This window comes from Saccharothrix syringae (assembly GCF_009498035.1).
Taxonomy (GTDB): Bacteria; Actinomycetota; Actinomycetes; order Mycobacteriales; family Pseudonocardiaceae; genus Actinosynnema; species Actinosynnema syringae.
In genome coordinates this window covers 6,628,030-6,640,065 of the sequence record NZ_CP034550.1, presented here as the reverse complement: position 1 = coordinate 6,640,065, position 12,036 = coordinate 6,628,030, and the positions used below count along the sequence as shown (strand labels likewise).

Below are 12,036 nucleotides of genomic sequence, written 5' to 3'. Positions count from 1 at the left end.
CGGCATGATGACGGCCAATCACGACGGCGGTGTGCAGCTTGGGCTGTCAAGATCGATCCGCGCGTCGCTTCCTGGGGTGGAAGGCTGCACAGTGATCGACGACAGACCGGTGGACTCTGCGCTGTACTCGACGCATCGCGACTTCTTCGACGCTACCCAGCCCGAGACGCCGTGTCTGCTCCTCGACCTCGACATCGTCGCCGCCCGGTACCGGGAACTGCGCGCCGGCCTGCCGGGTGCCGCCGTCTACTACGCCGTGAAGGCCAACGCCGACCCGGACCTGCTGCGGCACTTGGTGGAGCTCGGCTGCGGCTTCGACGTCGCCAGCGTCGGGGAGATCGACGCGTGCCTGGCCGCGGGCGCCGACCCCGCGTCGATCTCGTTCGGCAACACGGTGAAGAAGGAGTCGGCGATCCGCTACGCGCACGAGCGCGGCATCCGGCTCTACTCGGTCGACTCGGTCGCGGAGCTGGAGAAGGTCGCGCGGGCCGCGCCCGGCGCGGAGGTCTGCTGCCGCTTCATCGTCCGCACGACCGGCGCGCAGTGGCCGATCAGCCGGAAGTTCGGCTGCACCGAGGAGGACGCGGTCGCGCTGCTGCGCGACGCGGTGTCCCTCGGGCTCCGGCCGCGTGGCACGACGTTCCACGTCGGGTCGCAGCAGCGCGAGCCGGAGAGCTGGGCGATCGGTGTCGCGACCGCCGCGCGCGTCGCGGCCAAGCTGGCCGCCGAGGGGATCGAACTGGACCTGCTCAACCTCGGCGGCGGGCTGCCGGTCCGCTACGAGGCGACCGTACCCTCGCTGGAGACCTACCTCACCGCGATCGAGCGGGCCGTCGCGGAGTCCTTCGCGACCCGACCCGCGCTGATCGTCGAGCCGGGCCGGTACCTGCCCGGCGACGCCGGGATGATCCGGTCCGAGGTCGTGCTGGTGACCGAGCGGGAGCACGGCCTGCGCTGGGTCTACCTCGACGTCGGCCGGTACAACGGCCTGGTCGAGACCGACGACGAAGCCATCGCGTTCCCCGTCGTGGCGGTCCGCGCCGACGGCCGGTTCGCCGACCAGGCGGCGCCCGCCGTGCTCGCGGGGCCGACGTGCGACAGCACCGACGTCCTGTACGAGCGCACACCGGTGTCGCTGCCCGTCGACCTGCGACCGGGCGACCACGTCGACATCCTCGCGACCGGTGCCTACACGACGCCGTACGCGTCCGTCGGGTTCAACGGCTTCCCGCCGTTGCCCAGCCGCTGCTTCAGGTCCACCGACGGCTGAAAACCGGTGCGCCACAACGGAACTCCGCAGGGGAGGAGTCGCTGATGTCCGACGAGTACGCCTGGGCGTTCGACGGGAAGCGCTACCGGATGTACCGCTTCCCGAAGGAAATCGAGCAGGGCATCAAGGAGCTCAACCGCAGCGACAACTGGCACGCCGCGCTGGCCTGGCTGGAGGACCTGGCCTGGATGGTCTTCTGCGCCTGGCTGTGCCTCGGCGTGTCGTACTGGTTCTACCCGTTGGCGGTGCTCGTGATCGGCGCACGCCAGCGCGGGCTGTCGACCATCCTGCACGACTGCGCGCACGGCATCGGCGCGTCGAACCGCAAGGTGCAGATGTTCGTCGGCACCGTGCTCACCGCGTACCCGATCTTCCAGCAGCACTACGCGTACAAGATCTCCCACGTCTTCACGCACCACCCGAAGCTGGGCAACCCCGAGGGCGACCCGGACCTGAAGTTCTTCATCGAGCAGCGGGCCTACGAGATGTCCTCACCGCGCGCGTACGTGCTGCGCACGGTCATCATGCCGTTGTTCGGCACGCAGACGTGGGCCTACCTGAAGTACCTGGTGCGCAACCGCTACCGGCTGCTCAAGCAGGGCCGCGTGCGGTCCGCGGACGCGCCGCAAACCCCGATCGGCAAGCGCAAGCGGGTGCTCGACCGCGTCGGCTTCTGGGCGTTCTGGACGACCGTCGTCGCGGTGTGCGCGTCGCAGGGCTGGACGCTCGAACTGCTGCTGTTCTGGGTGGTGCCCTACTTGACCAGCTTCCAGATCCTGGGCTGGTACATCGAACTGTCCGAGCACACGCCCCTGGTGCGCGACTCCAACGTCGACCTCTACATGACGCGCAACCGCAAGAGCCGCACGTGGGAGAAGTTCCTCACCGGCATCCACAACGACAACTACCACCTGGAGCACCACCTCGACCCGCGCACACCGTTCTGGAACCTCGGCAAGGCGCGGCAGGTGCGGCTGGCCGACCCGAACTACGCGGCGGTCGACCAGCAGTTGGGCGGCCTGTTCACCAGGGGACCCGAAGGGCAGCAGAGCGCGATCGGCGCCATCGTGGAGTCGATGACCTACAAACCGGAGCAGCCGCATGTCGCCGCCTGAGCGGGCGAGGTCGGCCGGGAAGGTCTACCGGCGGGTCGAGTCGGGCGTCGTGCACGGCGGCGGCGAGCTGCGGCTGGGCATCACCGACCCGGTGGTGACGCCCATCTTCCAGACCGCGGCGTACGAACTGCCCGACGCGGCCACGGCCGCGGACATCTTCGACCTGCGCGTCGACGGCCACGCCTACACGCGGTTGAACAACCCCACGTGCGACGTGCTCGAAGCCAGGATCGCCGCGGTGGACGGCGCGCCGGCCGCCCTGGCCGTCTCCTCGGGGCAGGCGGCGGTCACCCTGGCGCTGCTCAACATGTGCCAGGCGGGCGACAACCTGGTCAGCTCCAACGAGCTGTACGGCGGCACGTGGAACCTGCTGGCCAACACGTTCGCCCGGTTCGGCATCGAGACCCGGTTCGTCAGCCCGGACAAGCCGCGGAACTTCGCCGACGCCACCGACTCGCGCACCCGGTGCTACTTCGGCGAGACCCTGCCCAACCCCAAGCTGCGGCTGTTCCCGATCGAGGAGGTCGCCGGGATCGGCGAGGACTTCGGCGTGCCGCTGGTGCTGGACAACACCATGCTGCCGCTGGTGTGCCGCCCGCTGGAGTTCGGCGCGCACGTCCTGGTCTACTCGGCGACGAAGTACATCGGCGGCCACGGCAGCGCGCTGGGCGGCCTGATAGTCGACTCCAACCGGTTCGACTGGGCACGGCACGCCGAGCGGCACCCGCTGCTCACCGAGCCGGACCCGGCGCACGGCAACGTGGTGTGGACCGAGGTGGGCGCCAACCTGGACAGCTCGCTCGGGCGTAGCCCGTTCCTGCTCAAGGCCCGCGAGACGCTGCTGCGGGACCTCGGGCCGTGCCTCAGCCCGTTCAACGCGTTCCTGCTGATCCAGGGCATCGAGACGCTCCCGCTGCGGATGCGGGCGCACGGGGGGAACGCCGAAGCGGTGGCGCGGTACCTGGCCGACCAACCGTCGGTGGTCTCGGTCCGGCACCCCTGCCTGGGCGACGCCGAGGAAGTGGCGCGGCTGCGGCGGTACACCGGCGGCAACGGCGGTCCGCTGGTGCAGTTCGAGCTGGCGGGCGGGCTGACCGCGGGCACGCGGTTCATCGAGGCGCTGCGGATGATCTCGCACGTGACCAACATCGGCGACGTGCGTTCGATGGCCACCCACCCCGCGTCCACCACGCACGCCCAGCTCCCCGAGCAGGACCAGCTGGCCGCGGGTGTGTCGCCCGGGTCGATCCGGCTGTCCATCGGCCTTGAGCACGTGGACGACCTCATCGCCGACCTGGCGGGCGCGCTGGCGGTGGCCGGGTGACCGGCAGGCCGCTGGTCGCCCTCGCCGCGGCGGCGGAGCAGGTCGACGGCGTGCCGCACGTGGCGGTGCGCGAGGTGTACGTGCGGGCGGTGGAGCGGGTATCGGGCTGCGACGTCGTGGTGATCGGCGGGCCCGCCCCCGGTCTGGCGCACGTGGTGGACCGGTTCGACGGCCTGGTGTTCGGCGGCCACCAGAGCAACGTGCTGCCGCGGTGGTACGGCGGCGAACCGGGTCGGGGGCCCGCCGACCGCGATCGGGACGAGCTGGCGCTGAGCGTCATCCCCGCCGCGCTACGCGCGGACGTCCCGGTGCTCGGCATCTGCCGGGGCCTGCAGGAACTCAACGTCGCGCTGGGCGGCACCCTGCGCGACGTCACCGGGCACACCGAGGACCTCTCGCTGCCCCGCGACGAGCAGTACCTGCCCGCGCACCCGGTGCGCCTGACCGGGAGCGGTGTCCTGCGCGGGCTGCTCGGCCAGTCGAGCGTCGAGGTCAACTCCTTGCACCACCAGGCGATCGACCGACTCGCGCCCGGCCTGCGGGTCGAGGCGGTGGCGCCGGACGGCGTGGTGGAGGCGGCCTCCGCCGAGGGGGCGGCGTTCTGCCTCGCCGTGCAGTGGCATCCCGAGTGGTACGCCGCGACGGACCCGGTGTCGGTGGCGTTGTTCACCGGGTTCGGCGCCGCCGCCGCGGCCCGCGCGGCACGGCGGGCCGTGGCCTGACGGGACCGTCCGCCGCGAACCGGAAGCCGTCATCTCCGCGACACACCGCCCTCGACCCCGGCCACGCACAGCAGTCGCGGCGAGAACAGCTCGTAGGGCCGTCCGTCGTAGCCGCCCAGCGTGCGCACCGGGTGCAGCCCGCCTGCCCGCAGCACGGCGAGCAGCTCGTGCAGGCTGTACATCCGGTAGTCCACCACCACGTGCTCCCGCCCCGCGGCGACCGACCGGCACGTCCAGCGCAGTCGGCTCGTGCGCGGGTCGAACGCGTTCTGGTGCAGGACGACCTCGCCGTCGACCTCCTCGTAGTCCCGGATGACGAACCCGTCGCCCGACGCGAACTCCGACCGGAAGAAGTTCCGGACGAACCAGTCCCGGTTGACGACGTCGACGAGCAGCCGCCCGCCGGGCCGCAGCACGCGCGCGATGGCGGCTGCCGCGCGGGCGTTGTCCTCGTCGCGGTCGAAGTAGCCGAAGCTGGTGTACATGTTCACGGCCGCGTCGAACGACCCGCCCGGCAGAGCGGTGAGGTCGCGCATGTCGGCCCGCACCACGTCCACCGCCACGCCGTGCCCCACCGCGCGCCGCCGGGTGGCGTCCAGGTAGTCCTCACTGAGATCCACGCACGTGACCCGGTGCCCACGCGCCGCGAGCGACACGGCGTGCCGCCCGGTGCCGCACGGGACGTCGAGGACGCGGGAGCCCTCCGCCAGGCCCAGCTCCCGCTCGATCAGCGCCACCTGGTCGGCCGTGTCCTCCGCCGCCTGCTCGTGCAGGCGGCGGAGGCCGTGCTCGTTGTCGAACGCCGTCGCCCACCAGCTCGCCACGGCGCGTCAGCCCGCCTCGTCCGCGCCGCGCACGGCCGGCTGCCGGGCCAGCACCTCCGCGACTCCGCGCAGGTACGACGGGACGTGGAGCAGGAACGCGTCGTGGCCGCCGTCGGTCGTGCGGTCCTGGTGGTGCTCGGCGGGCAGACCGCGGGCGGCGAGGTTCGCCTGGATGTAGCGCGCGTGGTCCGGCCCGTACAGGCGGTCGGAGTCGAAGCTGAACAGGTGCACCCCCGGTCTGCGCCGGAACGGCGCGCACGGGCGGTCGTCGGCGAACGCGTCGAAGCTGTCCATCGCGTTCATCAGGTACAGGTAGCTGTTCGCGTCGAACCGGTTGACCAGGCTCTCGGCCTGGTGCTCCAGGTAGCCCTCGACGGCGAACGGACCGGTGGTCACCGAAGGGCCCGTGCCGTTCGCGGCGCGCCGCTCGCGGCCGAACTTGCGCGCCAGCAGGTCTTCGGACACGTAGGTCAGGTGGCCGACCATCCGCGCCGTGCCGAGACCGGTCGCCGGTCCGCCGCCCGACGGGTACCGGCCACCGCGGAACTCCGGGTCGGACCGGATCGCGGTCCTGGCGACGGCGTTCCAGGCGAGGTTCTCCGCGGTGTGCCGGGCGGTGCCGGCGACGATCAGGAAGTCCTCGGCGTCGTCCGGCGCGCGCAACAGCCATTCGAGGACCTGCATGCCGCCCAGCGAACCGCCCATCACGGCACGCAGCCGTTCGATGCCCAACTCGGCCACGAGCGCGCGGTGCGCGGTGACCATGTCGGAGATCCCGATCATCGGGAAGTCCGGTCCCCACGGCGTGCCGTCCGGGCCCGGTGAGGTCGGGCCGGTGGTGCCGGAGCAGCCGGCGAGCACGTTGGCGCACACCACGAAGTACCGGTCGGGGTCGACCGGGCAGCCGGATCCGACCATGTGCCGCCACCACCCGGGCCGGTCGTCCGGGTGGTGGGCGGCCGGGTGCGAGTCGCCGGTCAGCGCGTGGCAGATGAAGATCGCGTTCGACCGGTCGTCGTCCAGCTCGCCGTAGGTCTCGTACGCCACCGTCACCGGTGCGAGCGTCCGACCGGATTCGAGCTCCAGCGGGTTGGCGTCGTCGAACAACACCACCGTCCGCACATCGCCGTCCGCGACGCGCGGGCTCGGCACGGCGCGGGACCTCCGCGCGCCCGCGGCCACGGCGACGAGCAGCAGTCCGCTGAGCGCGCCGATGACCAGGAACGACACTCGGCCGGTCAGCTCGTACAGCGCCACGCCCAGCAGCGGACCGAGGATGTTGCCGATGTCGGAGACCAGGCCGAACAGCCCGAACGCCTTGCCCTGCCGGGTCATGGCCGACCGCAACTCGACGACGCCCCGGCGCGCGGTCAGGTACAGCGCGGCCTGGCCGACCATCAGCACGACGAAGCACACCGCCACCGGCCACACCTCGGCGCTCGCGTACAGCCCGACCGTGCCGACGGCCGCGAACGCCAAGCCGACCCTGGCCAGGGCCACCAGCCCGAGCTTGCCCGTGTAGCGGCCGAGCAGCCAGCTGACGACCCCGAACGCGGCCAGCCCGGTGGCGAAGACCAGCGAGATGGCACCCCGCGCCGACTCCCCGCCGGCGGCGCTCAGGTAGAGCGGCAGCACGGGTTCGAGCGCCGAGTAGGTGAGGTTGGTGAACAGGTCGAGCGCACCGAGCGCCAACACCCAGGTCCACCACCGGCCGGTCGCCGCGCCGGTCGCGGTGTCGTCCGACCGCTCCTCCTCTACCGGCGGCGGCACGTCACGCGGCACGGCCCACCGCAGCCCGAACGCGGTCACCGCGGTCACCGCCGCACCGAAGAGGAACAACGCGTCCAGGCCGAACGGCGCCGCGATCCCGGCCGCCAGCGGGCCGAGCAGGAAGCCCGCCACCGCGAACGTCCCGAAGTTCCCCGTCATCCGGCTGGTCGGCAGGTCGTAGCGGCGGCACAGCGCGGTCATGCCCGCGTACAGGGCCGGGGTCACCAGACCCTCACCGATGCCCCAGAGGGCGCGCCCGGCCAGCAGCGGTGCCGGGTCACGGGCGATCGCCGTGACGACGATGCCCGCCGCGGCGATGAGCAGCGCCACGCACCCGACGTCGCCCGGCCGCCACCGGTCCACCCACATCCCGCCGAACGGCTGGGCCGCCGCTTTCGCGCCCGCGAAGACCGCGAAGGTCAACGCGACGACGGTCGGGTTGGCCCCCGCCCGTTCCTCCAGGTCCGGCACGAACGGGATGAGCAGCGTGTAGGAGGCGTTGACGCTCAGCAGCGCGCCGAACAGCAGTGCGGCGCGGCTTCGGCCGGGGCTCATCCCCTGCCCTCGATGTAGGCCGCCAGCACGCGGTGCATGTCGGCCAGGGCCGTGGCCGGCGCACCGTCCTGCGCCGGCGGCCGGTCCGGCGAGTACACCAGCGCCCACAGGTCGGTCCCGACCAACCCGTGCCGCTCCTTGAACCGGTAGTTGTCCCGACCCCACTCGATCCGCCGGAACCCGTTGGCGTAACCCCATTCGAGGCAGCGGTACATCAGCGCCACGTACGTGCTCAGCTCGGTGAGGCCCGAGTAGTCGACGCCGCCGCACAGGAACGTCACCTCGGCGTCGTGCCGGAAACCGAAGAACACCCCGGCGATCCGGTCGGCCACCCGCGCGACGGCCAGCAGGGCGCCCGGCGCCCGCAGCAGCGCGTGGAGGGTGTCCTCGTCGTACAGCGCGGGCCAGCCGTGCTCGTCGGTGGTGCCGACGACCAGCGGCAGGGCCGACGGCACCAACCCGTGCGCCTCCGGCCCCTCGACCATGTCGATCCGCAGCCCGCGCTCGTCTGCGCGCCTCAGCCGCCGCCGCACGTCCTGGCGGAGCTTCTTGGGCAGCCTGCGGAGGTGGTCGTCGAAGTCGCCGGACAGCTCGCAGCTGTAGGTGCGGTCGAGCAGGACCCGACCGGCCGGTGGTCCGACCGCGTCCTCCCAGGTGGCCGCGGCGTCGTCGGTGAGGTTCGGCGCGATCAGCAGGTCCGCGTCGCCCGCGTCGATCCACTCCATCGCGGTGGCGTGCGCGCCGCGGGCAAGCGCTTGGGGGAAGGTGCCGCGCTTGGTGTACATCGAGTAGGTGGAGCCCGCGAAGACGTGGCGGCTCCCGAGCCGGGTCTGCGCGGACTGGGCGAGGTACCCGTGCCAGAAGGGCGAACTGGTCAGCGCGTAGAGCGGGAGCACCTGCCCTTCGGCGTGCACGTAACCGTGCCGCACCCGGCGCTCGATGCCTGTCGTCTCCCACATGCCCAGCCAGCCGGCCGAGTCGTAGAGGCAGCCGGACACGACCCTCTCGGGTAACTCGCCGAGCAGCGACCAGCCTTCGGCGGTCCTCGTGGCCGTCATGTCCGAGCCCCCCGCCCGGCCCGCGACAAGCCCACGTCGCTCCGCCATAACGTCAACACACGCAATGTTCCCCCATGCGCCAGGTTGTTCGTCCCGTGCACCACGTGCCGAACCGGTCGCGCGGTCGTTCGGTGGAAGTGGGCGGGCCGGCTCGCAACCGTCCCAGACTACATGCGGCGCAACCCGGAATGCCCTATGCACCCAACGGAACGGTGCGATGCCGCACTCCCGCGTCCCGGCCCTCCCACGGGTCGTCGCGGACGCTCGCGCAGCCGAGGATCGTCTGGATGGCCGCTGCAGTCGTTGTGTACGCCGTGCCACGATAACGTCACCGATTGTGCCGGTCGGCTTGATGGGAGCGGTGGGTGCTGGCCGTCCAGGTGCTCGGCCCGATCACGGTCCGGCGCAACGACGTCGCGCTCGCCCTCGGTCCCCCCGGCCGCAAGGCCGTGTTCGCGTTGCTGGCCCTCGCGCACGGCAAGCCGGTGACCCGGGCCGAACTGGTCGACGCGCTGTGGGGAGACCGCCCGCCGGCCAGCGCCGCCAACATCATCCACACCCACGTCAAGCACCTGCGGCAGCTGCTCGAACCGACGCGCGGCGCCCGCTCGCCGAGCACGACCATCCCCACCGTGGGCGACGGGTACGCGCTCGACGTGCCCCCGGACGCGGTGGACGCGTTCCGGTTCCGCTCGCTGGTCGCGCGTGCCGCCTCACTGGCCTCCGACAAGCGCCGGGAGGCCGCCGACCTGCTGTCCCGGGCCCTGGCGTCGTGGCACGGGCGCCCGCTGGCCGACGTGCCGCTGCTCGCCGCCCACCCCGGCGTCGTCACGCTGGCGGGCGAGCACCGGGCGGCGCTGGCCCGGTACGCCGAACTGATGACCGCCGTCGGCGCGGCGCGCGACGTGCTGCCCGCGCTGGTCGACCACGTCGCGGCGCACGGGCTCGACGAGGCGGTGCACGCGTTGCTCATCCGCGCGTACACCGCCGCCGGTCAGCGGGACCGGGCGTTCGACACCTACCACGGGGTGCGACGGCGTCTCATGGACGAGCTCGGCGTCGGCCCCGGACCCGATCTCACCGCCGCGTACCTCGATGCGCTCGAAGAGACGCCCGCCGACGGCGCCGCCGCACCGGCGGAGGCCCCGCCCGCACCGTCCGGGGTGAACCAGTTGCCCGGCGACGTGTTCGGCTTCACCGGCAGGCAGGCGGAACTCGCCGAACTCGGCCGGGTGCTGACGTCCGAGCGGACCGGGGTGCCCATCGTCGTCGTGTGCGGCACCGCGGGCGTGGGCAAGACCGCGCTCGCGCTGCACTGGGCCCACCGGGTCCGGTCCGACTTCCCCGACGGGCAGCTGTACGTCGACCTGAACGGCTACGGCTCGCGTTCGCCGATGGCGGCGGAAGACGCCCTGGGCCGCCTGCTCGACGGCCTCGGCGTCACCGGCACGGACGTACCGGTCGACTCCGATCACCGCGCCGCGCGGTACCGCGCCGAACTGGCCGACCGGCGGGTGCTGGTCGTGCTGGACAACGCGTCGGCGGTCGACCAGGTGCGGTCGCTGCTGCCCGGCGCGTCGAGCTGCCTGGTCCTGGTGACCAGCCGCAGCAGCCTGGCGGGTCTGGTCGCGCTGCACGGCGCCCACCGGCTCGACGTGGACCAGTTGCCGGAGCCGGACTCGCTGGCCCTGCTGCACGCGCTGATCGGCGAGCGGGTGCGCCGGGAACCCGAAGCCGCGGCGGAGCTGGTCGCGTGCTGCGGCCGGTTGCCGCTCGCGCTGCGGATCGTCGCCGAGCTGGCCTCGTCCCGGCCGGCCTCCACGCTGGCCGAGCTGACCGGCGAGCTGGCCGACCGGCGACACCGGCTGCGCGTGCTCGACACCGGTGACGACGCCCGTGCCGCCGTGCGGACCGTGTTCTCCTGGTCGTACGAGCAGCTGCCGCCCGAGGTCGCCCGAGCGTTCCGGCGGCTGGGCCTGCACCCCGGCCCGGACGTGACGCCGTTCGCGCTCGCCGCCCTCACCGGCACCGACCCGGACCAGGCCCGCCGGTCCTTGGAGGTGTTGGCGCGCAACAGCCTGGTGCGGCGCGTGCCCGGCGGCCGGTTCGCCGTGCACGACCTCCTGCTCGCCTACGCCGAAGAGCTGGCGGGCGAGCACGACCCGGCGCCGGAGCGGTCCGCCGCCGTCGAACGGCTGCTCGCCGACCACCTGGCCACCGCCTCGGCGGCGATGGACCTGCTCTACCCGGTCGACCGCCCGCACCGATCCGACGTCACCGCGACGCCATCGCCCGCGTTCACCACCGCCGACGCCGCACGCGCTTGGCTGGACGCGGAGCGGTCGACGCTCGTCGCCCTGTGCCGCGCCGCGGAGCGCGACGACCGGCCGGGCCACGTGGTCGACCTGGCCAACACCCTGTACCGGTACTTGGAAAGCGGCCACTACGCGGACGCGTCGACCATCTACGGGTGCGCGTTGCGCGCCGCCCGGCGGGCCGGGGAGGACGCCCTGCTCGCCGTGGCGCTGACCAACCTGGGCGCGCTGCGCCGGATCCTCGGCGACTACGACCAGGCGGCCGGGCACCTGCGGGAGGCGATCCGGCTGCACCGGCGGACCGGCGAGCGGCGTGGCCTGCCGCGCGCGTTGTCGAATCTCGGCATCGTCCAGGAACGGCTCGGCGAGTACGAGGAGGCGGTGTCGCTCCAGCAGGAGGCGCTGGACGCGCACCGGCGTGCGGGCAACCGGCACGGGGAGGCGGCGGCGCTGCTCAACCTGGGCAACGCGTACAGCCGCCCCGGTCACCACCACCGCGCCGCCGAACACCTGGAGCGCGCGCTCGACCTGTTCCGCCGCCTCGGCGACGCGGGTGGCCAGGCCAGCGCGCTGGCCAACCTCGGCGACGTGTGCGCGACCCTGCGGCGCTACCCGGACGCCGTCCGGCACCTCTCCCGGGCACGGGAGTTGTTCCAGCACATCGATCACCGCTACGGCGTGGCGGTGACGCTGAGCAACCTGGGCAACGTGCACATCAGGCTCGGTGACTGGGCCCAGGCGCACCGCTGCCTCACCGCCGCCATCCGGGCGTTCCGGGACATCGGCCACCGGTACGGGGAGGCGAGCGCCCTCAACGGCCTCGGTGAGGCCCTGCGGGCGGCGGGTCGGTCGGACGCGGCCCTCGCCGCGCACACCGACGCGCTGCGGATCGCCACCGAGACCGGCGACCAGGACGAGCAGGACCGCGCCCGAACCGCCCTGGGCGGTACCCGCAGGCAGGCGTGAGCACGCGATCGCGGAATCCCGCCGGGCCCGGCGGGCCGGGGCCGTCCGGAGGGTCGTCGCGCGGTGCCCGCGGAGACGCCGGGACCCGGCGGTGGTCGCGTCGTCCACTCGCCGTCC

General features: G+C 73.0%; 8 protein-coding genes. 5 read left to right on the top strand and 3 right to left on the bottom strand.

Annotated features, from left to right (window positions below; translation table 11 throughout):
• The first annotated feature begins 109 nt into the window (after positions 1-109).
• Genes EKG83_RS28360 through EKG83_RS28345 form a run of 4 tightly spaced genes read left to right on the top strand, consistent with a single transcriptional unit; the run spans position 110 to position 4,431 of the window.
• On the top strand, positions 110-1,270 hold the full coding sequence (locus tag EKG83_RS28360; RefSeq protein ID WP_228122246.1) for a type III PLP-dependent enzyme: 1,161 nt from the start codon (positions 110-112) through the stop codon (positions 1,268-1,270).
• A 44-nt stretch (positions 1,271-1,314) separates the two neighbouring features.
• Complete coding sequence (locus EKG83_RS28355) at positions 1,315-2,385, top strand: fatty acid desaturase family protein (protein ID WP_033428860.1); 1,071 nt, start codon at positions 1,315-1,317, stop codon at positions 2,383-2,385.
• Positions 2,372-3,709, top strand: coding sequence for an O-acetylhomoserine aminocarboxypropyltransferase/cysteine synthase family protein (locus tag EKG83_RS28350; protein WP_033428861.1), 1,338 nt, complete (start codon positions 2,372-2,374; stop codon positions 3,707-3,709). The genes EKG83_RS28355 and EKG83_RS28350 overlap by 14 nt, the downstream gene beginning before the upstream one ends.
• The gene (locus tag EKG83_RS28345) at positions 3,706-4,431 is read left to right on the top strand and encodes a gamma-glutamyl-gamma-aminobutyrate hydrolase family protein (RefSeq protein WP_033428862.1); all 726 of its coding nucleotides are present in this window, start codon (positions 3,706-3,708) and stop codon (positions 4,429-4,431) included. Before EKG83_RS28350 ends, EKG83_RS28345 begins: the two co-directional genes overlap by 4 nt.
• A 29-nt stretch (positions 4,432-4,460) precedes the next feature.
• Here the strand turns inward: EKG83_RS28345 and EKG83_RS28340 are convergent, their stop codons facing one another.
• The 3 genes from EKG83_RS28340 to EKG83_RS28330 are packed head-to-tail and all read right to left on the bottom strand — an operon-like array spanning position 4,461 to position 8,638.
• The gene (locus EKG83_RS28340) at positions 4,461-5,255 is read right to left on the bottom strand and encodes a class I SAM-dependent methyltransferase (protein WP_051764772.1); all 795 of its coding nucleotides are present in this window, start codon (positions 5,253-5,255) and stop codon (positions 4,461-4,463) included.
• Between the two features lie 6 nt (positions 5,256-5,261).
• Complete coding sequence (gene metX / locus EKG83_RS28335) at positions 5,262-7,580, bottom strand: homoserine O-acetyltransferase MetX (RefSeq protein WP_084716092.1); 2,319 nt, start codon at positions 7,578-7,580, stop codon at positions 5,262-5,264.
• Positions 7,577-8,638, bottom strand: a complete 1,062-nt coding sequence (locus EKG83_RS28330) for a GNAT family N-acetyltransferase (protein ID WP_033428863.1) — start codon at positions 8,636-8,638, stop codon at positions 7,577-7,579. The genes metX and EKG83_RS28330 overlap by 4 nt, the downstream gene beginning before the upstream one ends.
• A gap of 365 nt (positions 8,639-9,003) precedes the next feature.
• Between EKG83_RS28330 and EKG83_RS28325 the strand changes: the two genes are divergently transcribed.
• Positions 9,004-11,919 carry an AfsR/SARP family transcriptional regulator gene (locus EKG83_RS28325; protein ID WP_051764776.1) on the top strand — a complete coding sequence of 972 codons (2,916 nt, stop codon included), beginning with the start codon at positions 9,004-9,006 and terminating at the stop codon, positions 11,917-11,919.
• The last annotated feature ends 117 nt before the right edge of the window (positions 11,920-12,036 follow it).

Bases quoted from the DNA above. Each gene is read 5' to 3' on its own strand.
- EKG83_RS28350 (WP_033428861.1), top strand. From the start codon at position 2,372: ATGTCGCCGCCTGAGCGGGCGAGGTCGGCCGGGAAGGTCTACCGGCGG.
- EKG83_RS28330 (WP_033428863.1), bottom strand. From the start codon at position 8,638: ATGACGGCCACGAGGACCGCCGAAGGCTGGTCGCTGCTCGGCGAGTTA.
- EKG83_RS28355 (WP_033428860.1), top strand. From the start codon at position 1,315: ATGTCCGACGAGTACGCCTGGGCGTTCGACGGGAAGCGCTACCGGATG.
- metX (WP_084716092.1), bottom strand. From the start codon at position 7,580: ATGAGCCCCGGCCGAAGCCGCGCCGCACTGCTGTTCGGCGCGCTGCTG.